This is a genomic window from Obesumbacterium proteus, assembly GCF_001586165.1.
Taxonomy (GTDB): Bacteria; Pseudomonadota; Gammaproteobacteria; order Enterobacterales; family Enterobacteriaceae; genus Hafnia; species Hafnia protea.
In genome coordinates this window covers 4,357,656-4,377,152 of sequence record NZ_CP014608.1, presented here as the reverse complement: position 1 = coordinate 4,377,152, position 19,497 = coordinate 4,357,656, and the positions used below count along the sequence as shown (strand labels likewise).

Below are 19,497 nucleotides of genomic sequence, written 5' to 3'. Positions count from 1 at the left end.
TATGAAAAAAAATAAATTGGCGTTTATAGAGAGCTACTCTCTCAAGACTATTGTCCTCTCGGTATTCGTGTTTTTTACCACGTTTATTGTCATCTTTATTCTTTATCTCCAGTTTCAGCAAGAGAACCATGCGCTGAATCGGATGAGCGAAAAGGTCATCACGTCTAAAGGTGAAACGGTAAAAAGTATGTTGGAGCACTATATCAATGTGCCCAAGCAGTCGAATGCCGCCGTCGCTACGTCACTGAAAGCCATGGATTTCAGCGAAACCAGCGATCAAATGCCGTTTATAAAAGAAATTCTGCTTCAAACCATGGGGCGAATTTTTTCGGGTGACAAATATTTAAGCATGGTGGCGCTTGGCACGAGGGATGGCCACTATATCGGCGTCGGTAGGAATAATATTACGGATAAAGAATATCTTATCCTGAAGTCGCGAGTCACACAGGGCAGGCTGAATTACTACAATGGCCTGTCTCAGGATGAAAAACCGAGAGAAAGCATTGAACACTATGACGTTAGCCAACGACCTTGGTTTCGTTATGTTGATGAAAGTAAACAATCCTCATGGACCAGAGCCTATCGAGACTTCAACTCAGATAGCGGCATCAGCATCTCTTTTAGCTCTCCGGTGTATGACAAAAAAAATCGCTACATTGGCGTTATCTCAAGCGATCTGCGCTTAAGCCGATTTAGTCGCTATCTGATGGAACTGACAAAAAATGAAAACAACGTCATTTTTATTGTTAACGGTTCTAACCAGATTATTGCCTCTTCTAAAGATGATTATCTCATTTCCGATCTCTCATTTGGCATTGCCGATCAGGACGGTGGCGGGCTGGTTTCGGTCATGGACAGTACCGATCCGTTAATAAAATCAACGGTAAAGATCCTGCAAAATAACCCTAGCGAAGTGGAGCGAATTCAATCCGGTAGCTCCATGTATTTTGGCAAAGTGATGCCGGTAGGAAACGATCTTAATTTGCCTGGATGGCGGATTGTTGTGCTGTCGGCTCAGGATGATTTAACCGGCGACTTACTGAGCAACCGTATTATTACTATTATTCTGTCGGTCATTATATTTGCAGTGGGTTCATTGATCGCGGTGAAATTACTCTCGATGGTAACGAATCCGATATTAGACATTGCACGGCAAGCGCCGATGATTGCCCGCCGAAAATGGAAGCCAAGCCTTAATCATCAGGCTCAATTTTCTGAAATTAGGGTGCTGAATACCGCCTTTGCACAAATGTCGGATGAGCTGGAAGGCATGTTCCTAAAGCTTGAAAATCAGCTCAATATTGATGAAGACACTAAGCTGCTGACGCGCAGGGGATTGCTGGGCAAGTTTCGAGAATGTCATGAAGAGCAGGGTGGTTATACGATTGGATTGCTCGCGATTGTTGCTTTAAGTAATTTCAATGCTATTACCAGCAGTTTAGGCCGCAGCTACGGCAGAGACTTTGTATCGCGCTTTATTCAAGACTTACAGGCAATTTTGCCCGTAGGAACATGGCTTGCGCGAGATGCCGAAGAGCGGTTTATTATTTGCTATCCAGGCGTTAAGACGCAGGAATTCTGCTTAGCAGAGCAACATAAATTTGAGCGTTTCTTCAGGGGATTAGATGCAGAGCATGATGCCGATGGGCAAGTGTATGCGGGAAATACCGGCTTTGTGCATGACGTTATCAATCCGAGCACGCTCAATGACAGTATTATGGATGCCTATATCGCGCTCAAATTTGCCTGTAGCAAAGGCAACGGTTACAGCATGCTGTATCACTCGGATATTCGCGCTGAAGAAATCCTCAATATCAATATGCTGCGTCATCTAAAGAGTGCGTTAGCGCTAAACGAGTTCTTCTTGGTCTTCCAGCCGATTGTGAATCTGACTACGCGTAATATTACCGGCGCTGAATGCTTAATTCGCTGGCGTAATGCAGAACTCGGCATGGTGGGGCCCGATCACTTTATTCCTCTCGCGGAAGACACCGGCTTTATTGTTCCTCTCGGTGCGTGGGTGTTAGATAACGCCTGTATGCAACTGAGTGAAAAACTCTCCAGCGGCGAATGGCCAAGCGACTTTAAACTGCATGTGAATATTTCGCTGGTACAGCTCATGCAGCAAGATTTTTCGCATAGTCTTTTTGCCACGCTGACACGGCATAATATTGCGCCGCACAACATCTCGATAGAAATTACCGAAACGAGCATGATGAAAGAAACCGAGATCTTGATGGAAACTATTAGCACTATCCGTCGCGGGGGTGTTTCTGTTGCCATTGATGATTTTGGTTCAGGCTTCTCAAGCCTCTCTTATCTGCATAAGCTTGAGTTTGATACCTTAAAAATCGATAAAGACTTCGTTAGCGATGTCCTCACCGATAGCCGCAACGAATCGATTGTGTCGGCGGTGATCCGGCTATCCCACGGTTTTAATGTTCCATTGGTGGCCGAAGGGGTTGAAACGGCGGAAGTGGCCGACAAACTACAGGCAATGGGCTGCCAAAAAGCACAGGGGTATTACTTTGCCCGGCCAATGCCGCTCAGCGAGTGGCCAGATATAGAGAAGGTCTTGCCATAATTCTTACCATAGGATGTGCCAACGTCGTGAGGTGAAATGTTTTTTTGGCTCTGGCGGCTGGTTTCGTAAGCTAAGGACTCCGATGGAGATAGGCGAACGAAACCTTACACCGTCATTGTGCTGTGACTGAGGAAATCTCAAATCAGCCCCTTCGGCACAATATCCTCATTGAAACTCAGCCGCTTGCGGTCGGCTTCCTCTTCTCGCAGAGGCTCAACTTCACGCAGTGTTTCTTTGCAGCGGATAACCAACTCTTGATATTCGCGGGTGCCCGCACGCTTCCAACTCAATTCTTGCTCACTTAGCTCGCGTACTACGCGGGCGGGGCTGCCAACCACCAGCTTATTTGCGTCAAATTTTGCGGCCGCTTTCACAAAAGCCGCTGCGCCAACAATGGTGTTTTCACCGATATCTGCGCCATCCATCACTACGGCATTCATGCCAACGAGCGCATTACGACGAATGCGGCAGCCGTGCAGAATTGCGCCATGGCCGATATGCCCATCGATTTCCACCACGGTATCCTGCTGCGGAAATCCATGCATAACGCAGTTATCCTGAATGTTCGCCCCATCTTGCACCACGATACGGCCAAAGTCGCCGCGCAAGCTGGCATTGGGCCCGATGTATACGCGTTTGCCGATAATCACATCGCCAATTAAAACCGCGGTAGGATGAACGAAACTACTGCTGTCGACTACGGGGGTTAAGCCATCAATCTGATACACAGGCATCGTTAAGTCTCCTTAAAGTGTAAGGCTTTCTCGAGGTAATCCACCAAAGCGGCGATAGTAAGCGACCGCAGGCTGGGGCAGTTCACCAATGGTGGTTTCTGTTTTTTCACTCACATAGCGCGTGGCGGCATGATCGATGCGTTGGTAAATATTGATACACAGGTTACGGGCGATCTGTCCTTCCCACTGGTTCGGCAAAAGCGCATCGGGCAACAGCGGATCTTTCAAAACCACGCGGCGATAGTAGTGGATCAACAGCAAACGCAGCTGAAAGCAGCGTTCGGGAGTGAGTTCTTCTTCTGGGGTATCACGCAGTAGCGTCATGAGCGGGCGAAACGATGCGATAAACTCATGATAATACTCTGCAACTTCATTCAGGGACCAACTGGTGGAAACCAGCTCTTTCAAGCTCTGTTCCGAGCGGTTATAAGGGTAGTCAGCGCGGAAATAGATCACTGATTCACTGGCGTTCAGCTCGCTTAGCATGGCGGGAACATCGTTCTGTTCCCGTGCGGGGGCTGCCATCAGCGAACTGTTCATTTGACCAAAACCAAGCCAGCTGAGCGCCTTTTTCAGCCGAACTCGCTCTGCTTTACTTGCCATTTCGAGCAACAACAAATCCCACAGCCCATCCCATTCCGGCTGTTCGCTGAGATAGATTTTGCTTTCTGCATGACGAAACTGATTCATACCGCGCTCGGTGACGCGATAGAAGCTGCGACGACCTAATTTTATAACGTCCAGCCATCCCTCTTTTTGTAGCCGAAAAATGGAGGTACGCACAAAACGATCGCCAAACCCAAGGGGCTCAAGCAGCGCACTCAGGCTACCTAACCAAACCTCACCGCCACGATGGCTGAGCGCATCGCCATATAACGAGATAATCAGTGACGTACCGCTGATCGGCTGGGCATCCAGCGCATGACGAATAAAGTCGTCAATTTTATGTTCCATTATTCTTCACCGGTCAGTTTTTAGTGTGTCATCACAGTAGCATAACCGGATGAAAAGTTGTGGGATCTTCCAAACAGCGCAGAACGGTTCCCTCCCCTAATAAGAGGAGGGTTAGGGTGGGGATTGCTTACCGCCCCCGAGAATCGACCACGCGAACGGCTTTACCTTCTGAGCGTGGAATATCACCGCAGTTGACGATGCTGACCTGAGTACTCACGCCGACCATCGATTTAATATGGTGGCGCAGCTGATGGCAGATATCACAGCGCTGGTCGTGGTTGAGAACGTTAGGTTCTTTCAGTTCAACTTTGACCGAAAGGTTATCTAAATTACCTTTGCGTGTGACTTCCAACTGGTAGTGCGGCGACAGCTCGCGGAACTTCATAATTTGTTCTTCAAGCTGAGAAGGGAACACGTTTACGCCGCGAATAATTAACATATCGTCGGATCGGCCGGTGATCTTATCCATGCGACGCATATTGCGCGCCGATCCCGGCAGCAAGCGGGTAAGATCGCGGGTGCGATAGCGGATCACCGGCATCGCCTCTTTGGTTAGGGTGGTGAAAACCAACTCTCCCGCTTCACCGTCTGGCAGCACTTGGCAGCTATCGGGGTGAATGATCTCAGGGTAGAAATGATCTTCCCAGATAGTTGGGCCGTCGGCATATTCGGCGCACTCCATCGCTACACCCGGGCCCATCACTTCAGACAGCCCATAAATATCTAGCGCTTTGATCCCCATACGGGTTTCGATTTCGCTGCGCAGAGAATCGGTCCAAGGCTCAGCGCCGAATACGCCCAAGCGCAGTGAACAACCGCGGGCATCGCCGCCCATTTTGCGCTCGAGCTCGTCAATCAACGTCAGGCAATAAGAAGGCGTGACCATGATGACATCGGGTTTGAAGTCGAGAATTAGCTGCGCCTGTTTTTCCGTTTGCCCGCCGGACATCGGGATGACGGTTGCGCCGAGCCGCTCAGCACCGTAATGCGCGCCTAAACCCCCGGTGAATAACCCGTAGCCGTAGGCCACATGAATTTTGTCTTTGGCCGTCGCTCCCGCGGAGCGCAAACAGCGGGCCACAATATCCGCCCAGTTATCGATATCCTGCTGGGTATAGCCGACCACCGTCGGACGACCGGTCGTTCCTGACGACGCATGCACGCGAACCACTTGCTCCATCGGCACAGCGAAGGTGTCGAAAGGGTAGTTGTCGCGCAGATCTTGCTTGGTGGTATAGGGGAATTTCGCAATGTCGCTCAGTTGCTTAAAGTCATCAGGATGAACGCCAGCCGCATCGAATTTGCGTTTATACATCGGCACGTTGTTATAGGCGTGATGCAGCGTCCACTTCATACGTTCTAGCTGCAATGCCTGAATTTCATCACATGAGGCGAATTCAATCGGGTCAATGTGCGGTAATGTCTTAGTCATGTTTGCCATTCCTGATAATATTTTTCTTAGTATTTGAATCGCGCTCACAGGCTCTGGTTTGTAGGGACAGAGGCGGAGGGATCAGACACGCTCGATAATCATGGCGATGCCTTGCCCTACGCCGATGCACATGGTGCAAAGTGCGTAGCGCCCGCCGCGCCGTTCCAGTTCAAAAGTGGCTGCCAATGCCAAACGTGCACCGCTCATGCCGAGTGGATGACCGAGCGCAATGGCACCGCCGTTTGGGTTCACGTGTTCGGCATCGTCAGGAAGGCCAAGCTGACGCATCACGGCCAGAGACTGCGCCGCAAAGGCTTCGTTCAGCTCAATGACGTCCATTTGGTTCAGGCTTAAACCGGCCAGTTCCAACACTTTGCGCGTTGCCGGAAGCGGGCCGATCCCCATAATGCGTGGTTCAACGCCGCAGGTGGCGGTGGCGACAATACGCGCTCTTGGTGTCAGTCCCTGCGCGATAGCCAGTGCTTCGGATGCCACGATCAGTGCGGCAGCGCCGTCGTTAACGCCCGAGGCATTTCCGGCCGTTACGCTGCCCGGCATACGGAAAGGCGTTTTCAGGTTTTGCAATTGCTCCAACGTGGTTTCTGGACGAGGATGCTCATCCTGCGTCACGCGGATCTCCGCCCCTTTTTTCCCTTTTAAAACGACCGGCACAATTTCTTGCCCTAGCACGCCTGAAGCCTGCGCTTTCGCGGTACGCTGCTGGCTGCGTAGTGCAAAGGCATCCTGATCGGCGCGGCTGATATTGAACTGGGCGGCTACGTTTTCGGCGGTTTCCGGCATGGAGTCGGTGCCAAAAGCCCCCTGCATGAGCGGATTAACAAAGCGCCAGCCGATAGTGGTATCGAATATTTGTGCCTGACGGCTGAAAGCGCTGTCGGCTTTGCCCATCACCAGCGGAGCACGCGTCATGGATTCCGCGCCACCGGCCAACATCAGCTGAGCGTCACCGGCTTTAATGCTGCGAGCAGCAAAGGCCAGCGCATCTAAACCAGAGCCGCACAGGCGATTGATGGTGGTGCCCGAAACGGTTTGTGGTAATCCCGCCAATAACGCCGCCATACGGGCTACGTTACGGTTGTCTTCTCCCGCCTGATTGGCGCAGCCGAGGATCACATCATCAACGCGTTCCCAGTCCAGCGCTGGATAACGAGCCATTAAGGCTTGCAATGGAATAGCGGCCAAATCATCGGCGCGCAGGCTGGCTAATGCACCGGCATAGCGGCCAATGGGGGTGCGAACGCCGTCGCAGATAAAAGCGTGATTCATGGCTGCTCTCCTTGCTGTTCTAAAAGGGAATGACCAAGACGGTGCGCACGGCCGCGGAACCATGCGACGGTTTTGCCATCTTGGTTAGTGATCTCAACGTCGTATAGACCGGTTTTCTTGCCCTGATGGCGCACTTCTGCACTGGCAGTGAGACGATCGCCGCTAAATCCGGGGCGGATAAAATCAATGGAACAGCCAGAAGCCACGGCGGCTAATCCTTGGCTGTTGCAGGCATAGGCAAACGCAGTATCGGCGAGGCTAAAAAGTTGCCCGCCGTGACAGGTTTGGTGCCCGTTAAGCATATTGGGGGCGATAGTCATGCTGACCTGAGCGAAACCGCTATCAACGCGGTCGATGGTCATTCCCATGGACTGCGCGCAGGTATCTTGAGCAAACATCTGCTCGGCGCAGCGTTGTGCTAGATGAGTAGGCGATGAAGCGTTCATCAATGAGGCTCCTGAGTGGCAAGCGAAACATAGCCAGCCGCCAGTTGGCGCAATAGCGGCGCTGGGCGATAGCGGGTGTCGGCATAGAAGTGATTAAGGTTTTCGAGCGTGGTGAGAATATGCTGCCAGCCGAGCTGGTTGCCCCAAGCTAACGGGCCTGCGGGATAATTCACGCCCAGACGCATCGCTAAATCGGTGTCTTTGGCACTGGCGATCCCTTTGTTCACCACGTCGAGCGCTTCGTTGCACAACATGGCAACCGTGCGCAGGGTTAACAGCGCAGGATAATCAGGAAGAACAATGACGTTTTTGCCTAAGGATTGCAGGAAGCGAATGACTAACGCCGTTTGCGCTGCGCTATTACAGCTAGCCGCGCTAATAGCGATGGCCGAAGCCTGTTGATGATTCACTGAAAGATCGAACTGAACCACGGGCGTTCTCGTTTCTGCGGCGACTTGTGATGATAATTTACCATTCGTTAACATAAGTGTAACTTCATCGAGGCGTAAAAACGGAGACGATTCGGTGCTCTCTTTGAGTTCTTCAATCGCGATCCCATTTTGTTGCAACAGCGCAGCAAATTCAGGCAGCGCTGACCAACGCCCATGGGCGCTAATTCGTTGCGGCATTGCGCCAGTTTCAGTCGGTGCAAACTCAGGGGGAACCGGTTGAATATCGCTCCGGTAGCGATAAAAACCACGGCCACTTTTGCGACCTAAATGCCCCGCCTCCACCAGCTCTTTCTGCACTAACGAGGGTTGAAAGCGAGGATCAGAGCCAAAGGCATAAAACACCGATTCCGTTACCGCATAGTTCACGTCGTGGCCAATTAAATCGGTTAGCTGCAACGGCCCCATCGCAAAGCCGCCCGCATCGCGCAACACGGCATCCAGCGTGGCCGGTGTCGCTATCTGCTCTTCTAACGCCCTCAGGGTTTCGGCGTAGAAAGGACGCGCAACGCGGTTAACGATAAAGCCAGGCGTCGAACGACAAACGACAGGCTGTTTTTTCCATGCCACGGCCAGTTCTCGTAGCGCATTGAGCGTATCGGCATCGGTTTCTAAACCACGTACAATTTCGACCAGCTTCATCACCGGCGCGGGATTGAAAAAATGTAATCCAGCCATACGCTGCGGGTGTTTCAGCGCGCTGGCAATGGCGGTAATCGATAGCGAAGAGGTATTGCTGGCAAACAACGTTTGTGGCGAACAAATGGCTTCCAGATCGCGAAACAGGCTCTGTTTGATCTCTAAACGCTCGGCGATCGCTTCGATCACCAAAGTACAAGAAGCCAGCTCGGTGAGCGCAGTGGCAATTTGAATACGCGCTAAAAGCTGTTGCGTGAAATCCGCATCTGCTTTACCTGCGTCCACACGCTGTTGCAGGCGTTGATGTAAAGCGCTTAACGCACGCGACGAAGCTTCGGCGTTAACGTCAAACAGCATCACATCATGTCCTGCGCTGGCGGCAACCTGCGCAATACCAATACCCATTGTTCCTGCGCCAATCACGCCAACAGAGCCTTGTAGCAAAGGAGAAGGCATGATTATTTCCCCTTAAATTCAGGCTGACGTTTCTGGAAGAACGCACTCACGCCTTCGCGGTAGTCTTCGCTACGGCCGCCGAGGCGTTGTAGATCGCGTTCAAGATCCAGCTGTTGGTCGAGCGTGTTGGTTGCAGCGCTGTACATCGCTTTTTTAATTAAGCCCAAGCCATAGGTCGGCTGGGTCGCGAGGTGCTGAGCGAGTTCTTGTGTGCGTGCTGCGAGTATTTCTGGCTCAACAACTTGCCAAATCATGCCCCATTCCAACGCCTGCTGAGCGCTGATCTTATCGCCCAACAACGCCATTCCCATGGCGCGTGCATGACCGGCTAAGCGGGGCAAGAACCAGCTGCCGCCGGAGTCTGGTACCAGACCTAAACGACAAAATGACTGAATAAAACTGGCGTTAGCGCTGGCGATCACAATGTCACAGGCTAAAGCAATGGCGGCACCGGCACCGGCGGCAACGCCGTTCACTGCGCAAACGATCGGTTTTGGTAGGGCGGTCATACGGCGGATCAGCGGGTTATAGAAACGCTCTACGGACAGCCCAAGATCGGGAGCCGCTTGCTCAACGCTGACGTTACGATCGTTCAGATCTTGTCCGGCACAGAAGCCGCGACCTGCGCCGGTGAACAAAACACAGCGCACGGCCTCATCGCGTTCGGCAATTTTTAATGCTTCGCTAAGCTGGCGGTGCATTTCGTCATTGAAGCTGTTTAAGCGGTCGGGGCGATTGAGCGTGATAGTCAGAACGCCAGCCTCAATGTGGGTAAGTACCATGTTTTCATCAGAGGAAGTCATAGGATTAGCGTCCTTTAAATTCAGGTGAACGTTTTTCAAAAAAGGCGGCAATGCCTTCTGCGCGATCGTCAGTCCCCGCTAATGAGACAAAATGCTGGCGCTCCAGATTTAATCCCTGTGAAAGCGTGGTTTCCTGCGCGGCCTTAAGCGCCGATTTCGCCGCACGCAGCGCGAGCGGTGATTGCTGGCTAATGCGCGTGGCAATTTGCTGGGCGCGTTCCAGCGTCAGTTCGGTAACGCAGATTTCACTGATGAGCTGGGCATCTCGCGCCTGCTGCGCGTTAATCGGCTCGCCGGTCAGCACCATCTGCGAGGCGAGAGATTTCCCGACGTTGCGCAGTAAACGTTGGGTGCCTCCAGCGCCGGGTATCAACCCTAGGGTGATTTCAGGCAGCCCGAAGCGCGCATTTTCGCCGCTCACCACGATGTCGCAGGCCAGCGCTAGCTCGCAGCCCGCACCAAGCGCGTAGCCATTGACGGCGGCGATAATCGGTTTGCTGATGGCATTGAAGCGCTGCCATACCTGTGGGCGGCGGTCGACAATGGCGTCTGCCACCTTTTGCTGCTGGAGCTCGCGTAAATCGGCACCGGCGGCAAAGCAGCGCGAGGAACCGGTGATCACCACGGCACCAATGCTGTCATCGCTATCGGCATTTTCTAAATGACTGACTAACAGCTCTAAACAGGCGGTGCTTAGGGCGTTACGTGCATCAGGGCGATTCAGCGTTAGGGTTAAAACCCGCTGTTGCTGGTGGCGTAAAATCCAGTCGTTGCTCATGGGATTTCCTTAGACGTCGAAGTCGAGCACTACGCCGTCGCCTTTCGGCCACGACTGGCAACTGAGGATATAACCGGCTGCGAGCTGATCGGGTTCTAGGCTGTAATTGACCCCCATTTCCACTTCGCCAGATTTGAGTTTGCATTTGCAGGTAGCGCATACGCCGCCTTTGCAGGCATAGGGTAAATCGGCACCTTGGCGCAGCGCCGCGTCCAGAATGCTGTCATCCTGTGCGCTCATGGCGATATTCACGCGGCGGCCATCCAATTGGATTTCCACCATGGTTTGCTCTCGCTCGGTCATATTCGCAGGGCGCACGCTGATACCGGCGGTGTTAAAGCGTTCACTATGAATATTTTCCGCGGCCATTCCCGCGGCCTCGAGCGTGGTGTGGGCATCGTCCATCATGCTTTCAGGGCCGCAGATAAACGCTTGATCGAACGTGGTGAAATCCAACAGTGATTTGCCCATCAGGCTTAAACGTTCGCTGTCGATACGGCCATTAAGCAGCGGACTGTCCAAGCTTTCTTGGCTAAACAGATAGAGAATTTGCAAACGCTGTGGGAAGCGATTTTTGAGATCGCACAGCGCTTCTTTAAACATGATGGAGCGACTGGTGCGATTGCCGTAGATCAGGGTGAATTCGCTTTTCGGCTCCAGAAGCAGCGTGGTTTTAATGATCGAGAGCATCGGGGTGATGCCCGAACCTGCCGCGATAGCCAGATAGTTGCCTTGGCGTTCGGCAGTAGGCTGATAGCCAAAGCGCCCCTGTGGCAACATCACTTCTAGCGCATCGCCCACGTTGAGCTGCTGATTGACGAAGGAAGAAAAGCGCCCTTGATGGATAGCTTTCACGCCAATCTGTAGCACGCCATCCTGTGGCGAGCTGCAAATGGAGTAACAGCGACGCAGTTCTTCGCCGTTAACGTTTGCCTTGAGCGTGAGATGCTGCCCCGGCTTATAACGATAATGCGTTTTTAACTCGTCGGGCACTCTCAGCGTAATCGCTACGGCCTCTGGGGTTTCCCGCTCAATGGCGGCAATACTTAAACGGTGAAATACGGTCATTTTTCTCGCGGCCTCTTAAATGCATTTGAAGTAATCGAAAGGCTCAAGACACTGCTTGCAGCGGTACAACGCTTTACAGGCGGTGGAGCCAAATTCGCTGATCTTCTGAGTTTCATGGCTGCCGCATTGCGGGCACTGCACCGCGCCGGAGGAAAGCGGTTTTTCACAGGCCAGCCCTTGCGGAGGCGCAACGCCGTATTCACGCAGACGCTTTTTGGCTTCGGCATTCATCCAGTCGGTTGTCCATGCCGGACTGAGCCGGATTTCGACTTTGATCGGGGAAAAGCCAGCGGCGGTTAGCGTGGTTTGAATCGCGTCGATGAGAAACTCCGTTGCAGGGCAGCCGGAGTAGGTGGGGGTAAACGTGACCAGCCAGCCGTTTTTCAGAGGGGAAACGCCGCGCACCATGCCAAGATCGGTGATCGAGAGCACTGGCAATTCAGGATCGCTAATCTCATGCAGGCATTGCCAGATCTGATGGATCTCTGGCGTTAACAGGCTATTGAGTGGTTGACGTTGTTCCATGATCTTCTCCTGTTCCCCGTTGCAGCGTTACCAGCGACAGCCCGGATAAGCGCGCTGTAGAAACTGCATTTCTGCCAGCATGAATCCAAGATGTTCCGTGTGTTTGCCCTGTTTTCCGCCGTGGCGGTAAGCCTCTTCTTCAGGAAGCTGTAAGGTGGCTTCTTGCAGAACCTGCTGCACGATTTGCAGCCACGGAGCCTGAAGGCTTTCAGGATTGACGGCGATACCTTGCTCCGCAAGACAACGTTCAACGTCATCGCTGTGGAACAGTTCGCCGGTGAAACGCCACAGATCGTTGATCGCCTGCTGCATTTTTTTCTGGCTTAGTTCGGTGCCGTCACCGAGGCGGATCATCCAGCCACGGCTGAAACGTAGGTGGTATTCAGCCTCTTTCAGTGATTTGGCACCGATAGCGGCTAGCTGTGGATCGCTGCTTTGGCTTAAGCCTTGGTGCAGCAGAAAATGATAGGTATCGAGGAAAAACTGACGCACCAAGGTGTCGTTGAAACCGCCGTTCGGCTGTTCAGCCAAAAGCAGATTGCAGAACGCCAGATCGTCACGCCCAAATGCCAAGCTATCTTCGTCGACGTTCTCACCGGATAGCTCACCAGATAATTCGGCGGCGTAGCTGTAGAAGTTGCGTGCCTGCCCGAGCAGATCCAGCCCGATGTTTGAGAGCGCGAGGTCGATTTCTAGCTCAGGCGCATGGCTGCACCAGGCACACAGGCGCTGGGCTAAAATGAGCGGCGTATCGGCTTGGCGCAGTACGTATTGGATGAGGTCTTGATTTAACGTTGTCATCAGTTGCCTCACATGTTCTTGATGCCGTCAGGAATGGTGTAAAACGTCGGGTGGCGGTAGACCTTATCGTCTGACGGATCAAAGAATGCGGCGCGATCTTCCGGCTGCGATGCCACTAAATATTCCGATTTCACCACCCAGATTGAACAGCCTTCGTTGCGGCGAGTGTAAGCATCGCGCGCGTTTTCCAATGCCATTTGATCGTCTGCGGCATGAAGGCTGCCAACGTGGCGGTGGGCTAATCCTTGTTTGCTACGAACAAAAACTTCGTAAAGTGGCCAGTGTGCTTGAGTCATTTGGATTTCCTTGTTTATGCCGCGGTGGCGTTGGTGGCAGATTTTTCTGCGTGGGCCATTGCGGCATCACGTACCCAACTGCCTTCTTCCCAAGCGCGGCGTTTAGCACTCAGGCGCTCGTGGTTGCAGAGGCCTTGGCCTTTGAGAACTTGATAAAACTCGCTCCAGTCGATTTCGCCAAAGCGGTAATGTCCGGTGGCTTCGTCCCATACCAAATCTTTGTCAGGCGCAGTCATGCCAAGCGCTTCTAACTGCGGCACCGTGTTATCAACAAACTTCTGGCGCAGCTCGTCATTGCTATGGCGTTTGATTTTCCAAGCCATGCTTTGTGCGCTGTGTGGGGAATCGCTGTCGTTAGGGCCGAACATCATCAGCACCGGCCACCAGAAACGGTTGATGGAATCTTGCAGCATGGCGCGTTGCTCCGCGGTGCCGTTAGCCAGCACCGTAACGGCCTCATAGCCTTGACGCTGATGGAAACTTTCTTCCTTACAGACTTTGATCATGGCGCGAGCGTAGGGGCCATAGGAGGCACGGCACAAAGCCACTTGGTTAACGATAGCGGCACCGTCAACCAACCAGCCGATGACGCCAACGTCAGCCCAGCTCGGTGTTGGGTAATTGAAGATCGAGGAGTATTTCATTTTGCCGTCGAGCATCTTTTGGTAGATGTCTTGGCGTGAACAGCCCAGCGTTTCCGCAGCGCTGTACAGATACAAACCATGTCCTGCTTCATCCTGCACTTTCGCTAGCAGCACGGCTTTGCGGCGCAGGCTGGGTGCTCGAGTGATCCAGTTGGCTTCTGGTAGCATCCCGATGACTTCTGAATGCGCATGCTGACCAATTTGACGGATGAGGTTTTGCCGGTAGGCATCTGGCATCCAGTCTTTGGCTTCTATCGACGTATCTGCGGCAATTTTTGCCTCGAAGAGCGCCTGATGTTGAGCGTTTTGGGTCATTGCTTCCTCACTTAATGATTCGAATGTTTTAAGTTTTAATTTAAATTGTGAATCACTTTCAATAACTAAAAAGCTACATTCTGATAACAAAAAGATCAAACACTTATTGTGCGCATTTGTCGTACAGGTCACAGGATTTTATTTTTAACTGTTTAAAAACAGTAAGTTGATTTGTTGTAAAGATTTGCCAAGCTTGATGGATGCTTTTTTAAAATGCGATGTGTTTCTATTTTGTTAAATTAATGAGTGGCGAATACCTAAAATAATGTGATACACCTTGGCTAAATATTTAGTCATAAAGTGAAGCTTGGAGGGTAGGATGCAGCAGTTAACTAGTTATATTTCAGGTGTCTGGGCATATGGGCAGGGCAAAGAGCGAGCGATCCACCACGCTGTGAGCGGCGAAGCGCTGTATCAGGTGTGTTCAGATGGTTTACCGCTGGCTGAAAGCTTGGACTATGCGCGTCAGCACGGCGGCAAAGCGTTGGCCGCGATGACGTTCCAACAGCGAGCGCAAATGATGAAAGCGGTAGCCAAGCACCTGCTGGCTCACAAAGAATCGCTGTATCAGATTTCGGCTGAAACCGGAGCCACGCGCGGTGATGGTTGGGTGGATATTGAAGGCGGTATTGCGACGCTGTTTGCCTATGCAGGCTTGGCTGGGCGTGAGCTTCCCGACGATACCCTTTGGCCTGAAGACGAATTAATTCCTCTCTCCAAGCAATCACAGTTTGCCGCTCGTCATGTCATAACGTCTCGTCCCGGCGTTGCGCTGCACATCAACGCGTTTAACTTCCCTTGCTGGGGAATGCTGGAAAAACTGGCACCAACATGGTTGGCGGGGATGCCTGCGATCATCAAGCCGGCAACAGCGTCGGCGCAGCTCACTCAGGCTATGGTTAAACTGATTATTGAGAGTGGATTGGTGCCCGAAGGGGCGTTGCAGCTTATCTGCGGCGGCGTCGGCGATATCTTTGAGCACTTGGACTATCAGGACGCGGTGACTTTCACCGGTTCTGCCCAAACTGGCCAGAAGCTGCGTTCACATCCCCGTTTATTACAAAAATCCATCGCTTTTACTATGGAGGCCGACTCGCTCAACTGCTGCATTTTAGGCGAAGATGTTACGCCTGAGATGCCTGAGTTCGCGATTTTCATCAAAGAAGTGGTGCGAGAAATGACCACAAAAGCGGGGCAAAAGTGTACCGCTATTCGTCGTGTCATTGTGCCCGCAGCGCAAATGGACGCCGTTCAACAAGCGTTGCTTAAACGTCTGGGCGGTGTCACGGTGGGCGACCCAGCGCATCCCGATGTGCGTATGGGCGCATTGGTCAATCTTGAGCAGCGTGATGACGTACAGCAAAAAGTTGATTATCTGCTGCGCAACGGCTGTGAACCTTTGTGCGGTGGCTCGCTTTCGGCGCTGCAATTAACCGGAAACGGTGCTGAAAACGGCGCATTTTATCCTCCGACGCTGCTTTACTGTGCCGATCCTTTCACGCATCAGGCCGTGCATGGCACTGAAGCATTCGGGCCCGTTGCGACGCTGATGCCGTATCAAAATGCAGAGCAAGCGGTTGAATTAGCGTTGCTGGGGCAGGGGAGTTTAGCAGGGTCGCTGGTGACTGCGGATGAGCAGATTGCGGCAAAAATTATCCGCGCAACGGCGTGTGCTCATGGGCGCATGCTGATTTTGGATCGCCATGCGGCCGTAGAATCAACCGGCCATGGTTCGCCGTTGCCCATGTTGGTACATGGTGGCCCAGGGCGAGCCGGTGGTGGTGAAGAGCTGGGGGGCTTACGTGCGGTAAAACACTACATGCAGCGCACCGCGATTCAAGGAAGCCCAACGATGCTGGCGGCGATTGGTCGCGAATGGGTACGCGGTGCTGATGTGGTGGAAGAACAGGTTCATCCATTCCGAAAATATTTCGAACAGTTGGCGATTGGTGAAAGCCTGCTGACCGCACGTCGCACGATCACCGAAGCGGATATTGTGAATTTTGGCTGCCTGAGCGGTGACCATTTCTATGCCCATATGGATAAAATTGGCGCGGCGGAATCCTTGTTTGGTGAGCGCGTGGCGCATGGTTATTTTGTGGTGTCAGCGGCGGCAGGCCTGTTTGTCGATCCGGGTGTAGGGCCGGTGATCGCCAACTATGGCATGGAAAATCTGCGCTTTATCGAACCGGTGAAAATCGGCGATACCATTCAGGTTCGCTTAACCTGTAAGAAAAAAATCAAAAAAGCTCAGAAAACCGCCGAGGATAAACCGCATGGCGTAGTGGTGTGGGATGTGCAGGTGCTCAATCAGCATCAGCAGCCGGTGGCGCTGTACAGCATTCTGACGCTGGTGACGCGCCAAAACGGTGACTTTATCCCTGCGGCTTAAATCCGTAAGATAGTCAGCACAGAAACCGCCGCATTCTGCGGCGGTTATTTTTTATCTCTGAGAGCTGCACTATGACTTCCTCCCCAATGCAACGCCTGCTGAACATCATGCAAACCCTGCGCGACCCGGAACGCGGCTGCCCGTGGGATCAGAAGCAGACTTTCTCCACGATTGCGCCCTATACGCTGGAAGAAACTTATGAGGTGCTTGACGCGATTCAGCGTGAAGATTTCAGTGACTTACGCGAAGAGCTAGGCGACCTGTTATTTCAAGTGGTGTTTTATGCGCAGATGGGGCAGGAACAAGGGTTGTTTAACTTTGACGATGTGTGTAATGCCATCAGCGATAAGTTAGAACGCCGTCATCCGCATGTTTTTGCCGCTGAGCACACGGAAAGTGCCGAAGCATCGCTAGCACGCTGGGAGCAGCGTAAGGCGCAGGAACGTGCTGAAAAAGATCTCAGTTCATCAATGGACGATATTCCGAATGCGCTGCCTGCGCTGATGAAGGCTTATAAAATCCAGAAACGCTGCGCGGCAGTAGGATTCGATTGGGATACGCTTGGTCCGGTGTTAGGCAAGGTGTATGAGGAGATCGATGAAGTGATGGATGAGGCGCAGCAGGCCGTGGTGGATGAGGAGAAGCTAGGCGAAGAAATTGGCGATCTGCTGTTTGCAACGGTGAATTTATCGCGTCACTTAGGCCATAAAGCCGAAAACGCTCTACAAGCAGCCAACCGCAAATTCGAACGTCGCTTCCGTGCAGTTGAAGATGCGGTGCGCGCCTCCGGAAAAACCATGGAAGAGGCCACGCTTGATGAAATGGAAGCGCATTGGCAGCAGGTGAAAAAGGCTGAAGGGCAATAAAGCCGGCATTTTTAAACTAAATCCTGACACCAATTAACTGGGTTTGGCGGTATTGCGCCAGACCCTTTTGTCTCGAGTTATCATCCGTTTTAACAAATTTCACCACCTATCGTTGGTTTATAGGTTTTTTTTACCAATGAAATTTTTATCTAATTGTAATTTAAAGATTAAATGAATTTAGTCATACCTTTTACCCTAAACAAATGTGACTTAGGCACTGAGATCGTTTGTGGCAAATGAAAGGTTCGGGTATACTACTGTCCCGTCTTGGTTCTTCCATCGTCTTTAAACCTAACTCTCAGGTTCAGCATGACAACTAATTATATTTTTGTGACCGGCGGGGTTGTATCCTCTCTGGGTAAAGGCATTGCCGCAGCCTCCCTGGCGGCTATTCTTGAAGCCCGTGGCCTCAACGTAAGCATGATGAAACTGGATCCGTACATCAACGTCGATCCGGGCACGATGAGCCCTATCCAGCACGGAGAAGTTTTCGTCACCGAAGACGGCGCAGAAACCGATCTGGATTTAGGTCATTACGAGCGTTTCATCCGTACCAAAATGTCCCGCCGCAATAACTTTACCACTGGCCGCATCTATTCCGATGTGCTGCGTAAAGAGCGTCGTGGCGATTATCTGGGCGCTACCGTTCAGGTTATTCCTCATATCACTAATGCAATCAAAGAGCGCATCCTTGAAGGTGGCGAAGGTCACGATGTGGTTCTGGTTGAAATCGGCGGTACCGTCGGTGATATCGAATCCTTGCCATTCCTCGAAGCTATTCGCCAAATGGCGGTAGAAGTGGGTCGCGAGCACACCATGTATATGCACCTGACTTTGGTGCCGTATCTGGCGGCGGCTGGCGAAGTGAAAACTAAGCCTACTCAGCACTCTGTAAAAGAGCTTCTGTCTATCGGTATTCAGCCTGATGTGCTGATCTGCCGTTCAGATCGCGCTGTTCCTGCGAATGAGCGCGCAAAAATTGCGCTATTCTGTAATGTTCCTGAGAAAGCTGTTATTTCTCTGAAGGACGTTGATTCTATTTATAAAATTCCAGGCCTCTTGAAATCTCAGGGACTTGATGATTACATTTGTAAACGATTCAGCTTAAACTGTCCTGAAGCAAATCTGGCAGAATGGGAACAGGTGATTTACGAAGAAGCCAATCCTGGTGGTGAAGTGACCATCGGTATGGTCGGTAAATACATCGAATTACCGGATGCTTATAAGTCTGTAATCGAAGCGTTGAAGCACGGCGGCCTGAAAAATCGTGTCACTGTGAACATCAAGCTTATCGATTCACAAGACGTAGAGACTAAAGGCGTTGAACTGCTGAAAGGTCTGGATGCGATTTTGGTACCGGGCGGCTTTGGCTACCGTGGTATCGAAGGCAAAATCGCTACCGCACGCTATGCGCGTGAAAATAATATTCCATATCTGGGCATTTGCTTGGGTATGCAGGTTGCTCTGATGGAGTTTGCCCGTAACGTGGCAGGCATGGCTGATGCGAACTCAACCGAGTTTGTACCAGACTGCAAATATCCAGTGGTTGCGCTGATTTCAGAATGGCGTGACGAAGAAGGCAACGTAGAAGTACGTACAGAAGAAAGCGACCTAGGTGGCACGATGCGTTTAGGTGGACAACAATGTAATCTGGCCGACGGAAGTTTGGTTCGTCAGATGTACGGTTCACCAACTATCGTTGAACGTCATCGCCATCGCTATGAAGTAAACAACATGCTGTTGAAGCAGATTGAAGCCGCGGGTCTACGTGTGACCGGCCGTTCTGCGGATAACAAGCTGGTGGAAATCATTGAGTTGCCAAACCACCCATGGTTTGTAGCCTCTCAGTTCCACCCAGAGTTTACTTCTACGCCGCGTGATGGACATCCGTTGTTCGCTGGTTTTGTGAAAGCGGCCGGTGAGTACCAGAAGCGTCAGGCAAAATAAGTGAATATACTGGTAGGCGCGAAGCATTGGTTTCGCGCCTGTCGTCTGGAGTTTTTAGTTTAACTTGTATCGAGGAAAACC

The 19,497-nt window shown here is 52.0% G+C and carries 17 protein-coding genes; 4 read left to right on the top strand and 13 right to left on the bottom strand.

Annotated elements, in window-relative coordinates:
- The first annotated feature begins 1 nt into the window (after position 1).
- Positions 2-2,584, top strand: coding sequence for a bifunctional diguanylate cyclase/phosphodiesterase (locus DSM2777_RS20500; protein ID WP_061555030.1), 2,583 nt, complete (start codon positions 2-4; stop codon positions 2,582-2,584).
- A gap of 137 nt (positions 2,585-2,721) precedes the next feature.
- Here DSM2777_RS20500 and paaY read toward each other — a convergent pair whose 3' ends face one another.
- The 13 genes from paaY to paaA all read right to left on the bottom strand — a co-directional run bounded on the left by paaY (position 2,722) and on the right by paaA (position 14,211).
- Positions 2,722-3,318 (bottom strand): phenylacetic acid degradation protein PaaY, encoded by a 597-nt coding sequence (paaY, locus tag DSM2777_RS20495; RefSeq protein ID WP_061555029.1) that lies wholly within the window; start codon positions 3,316-3,318, stop codon positions 2,722-2,724.
- 12 nt (positions 3,319-3,330) lie between these two features.
- Positions 3,331-4,272, bottom strand: coding sequence for a phenylacetic acid degradation operon negative regulatory protein PaaX (gene paaX / locus DSM2777_RS20490; RefSeq protein ID WP_061555028.1), 942 nt, complete (start codon positions 4,270-4,272; stop codon positions 3,331-3,333).
- 127 nt (positions 4,273-4,399) lie between these two features.
- Positions 4,400-5,704, bottom strand: a complete 1,305-nt coding sequence (paaK, locus tag DSM2777_RS20485) for a phenylacetate--CoA ligase PaaK (RefSeq protein WP_046459951.1) — start codon at positions 5,702-5,704, stop codon at positions 4,400-4,402.
- 81 nt (positions 5,705-5,785) lie between these two features.
- A complete protein-coding gene (gene pcaF, locus DSM2777_RS20480) occupies positions 5,786-6,991 on the bottom strand; it encodes a 3-oxoadipyl-CoA thiolase (protein WP_046459952.1) in 1,206 nt (401 codons plus the stop codon).
- Positions 6,988-7,437 (bottom strand): hydroxyphenylacetyl-CoA thioesterase PaaI, encoded by a 450-nt coding sequence (paaI, locus tag DSM2777_RS20475; protein WP_061555027.1) that lies wholly within the window; start codon positions 7,435-7,437, stop codon positions 6,988-6,990. Before paaI ends, pcaF begins: the two co-directional genes overlap by 4 nt.
- On the bottom strand, positions 7,437-8,981 hold the full coding sequence (locus tag DSM2777_RS20470) for a 3-hydroxyacyl-CoA dehydrogenase (protein WP_061555026.1): 1,545 nt from the start codon (positions 8,979-8,981) through the stop codon (positions 7,437-7,439). The genes paaI and DSM2777_RS20470 overlap by 1 nt, the downstream gene beginning before the upstream one ends.
- Positions 8,982-8,983: 2 nt before the next feature.
- Complete coding sequence (paaG, locus tag DSM2777_RS20465; RefSeq protein WP_061555025.1) at positions 8,984-9,784, bottom strand: 2-(1,2-epoxy-1,2-dihydrophenyl)acetyl-CoA isomerase PaaG; 801 nt, start codon at positions 9,782-9,784, stop codon at positions 8,984-8,986.
- 4 nt (positions 9,785-9,788) lie between these two features.
- Positions 9,789-10,562: a 2,3-dehydroadipyl-CoA hydratase PaaF gene (gene paaF, locus DSM2777_RS20460; RefSeq protein WP_061555024.1), complete on the bottom strand. Its 774-nt coding sequence runs from the start codon at positions 10,560-10,562 to the stop codon at positions 9,789-9,791.
- Between the two features lie 9 nt (positions 10,563-10,571).
- Positions 10,572-11,630, bottom strand: coding sequence for a 1,2-phenylacetyl-CoA epoxidase subunit PaaE (gene paaE / locus DSM2777_RS20455; RefSeq protein WP_061555023.1), 1,059 nt, complete (start codon positions 11,628-11,630; stop codon positions 10,572-10,574).
- A 15-nt stretch (positions 11,631-11,645) separates the two neighbouring features.
- Positions 11,646-12,155 (bottom strand): 1,2-phenylacetyl-CoA epoxidase subunit PaaD, encoded by a 510-nt coding sequence (gene paaD, locus DSM2777_RS20450; protein ID WP_061555022.1) that lies wholly within the window; start codon positions 12,153-12,155, stop codon positions 11,646-11,648.
- Between the two features lie 27 nt (positions 12,156-12,182).
- On the bottom strand, positions 12,183-12,956 hold the full coding sequence (gene paaC / locus DSM2777_RS20445) for a 1,2-phenylacetyl-CoA epoxidase subunit PaaC (protein WP_061555021.1): 774 nt from the start codon (positions 12,954-12,956) through the stop codon (positions 12,183-12,185).
- An 8-nt stretch (positions 12,957-12,964) separates the two neighbouring features.
- Positions 12,965-13,252, bottom strand: a complete 288-nt coding sequence (gene paaB, locus DSM2777_RS20440) for a 1,2-phenylacetyl-CoA epoxidase subunit PaaB (RefSeq protein ID WP_046459959.1) — start codon at positions 13,250-13,252, stop codon at positions 12,965-12,967.
- 14 nt (positions 13,253-13,266) lie between these two features.
- Positions 13,267-14,211, bottom strand: a complete 945-nt coding sequence (gene paaA / locus DSM2777_RS20435; protein WP_025800555.1) for a 1,2-phenylacetyl-CoA epoxidase subunit PaaA — start codon at positions 14,209-14,211, stop codon at positions 13,267-13,269.
- Between the two features lie 319 nt (positions 14,212-14,530).
- Between paaA and paaZ the strand changes: the two genes are divergently transcribed.
- The 3 genes from paaZ to pyrG all read left to right on the top strand — a co-directional run bounded on the left by paaZ (position 14,531) and on the right by pyrG (position 19,416).
- The gene (gene paaZ, locus DSM2777_RS20430) at positions 14,531-16,603 is read left to right on the top strand and encodes a phenylacetic acid degradation bifunctional protein PaaZ (RefSeq protein WP_061555020.1); all 2,073 of its coding nucleotides are present in this window, start codon (positions 14,531-14,533) and stop codon (positions 16,601-16,603) included.
- A gap of 71 nt (positions 16,604-16,674) precedes the next feature.
- Complete coding sequence (gene mazG, locus DSM2777_RS20425; protein ID WP_156088296.1) at positions 16,675-17,469, top strand: nucleoside triphosphate pyrophosphohydrolase; 795 nt, start codon at positions 16,675-16,677, stop codon at positions 17,467-17,469.
- Positions 17,470-17,778: 309 nt separating this feature from the next.
- Positions 17,779-19,416 (top strand): glutamine hydrolyzing CTP synthase, encoded by a 1,638-nt coding sequence (gene pyrG, locus DSM2777_RS20420; RefSeq protein WP_025800558.1) that lies wholly within the window; start codon positions 17,779-17,781, stop codon positions 19,414-19,416.
- The last annotated feature ends 81 nt before the right edge of the window (positions 19,417-19,497 follow it).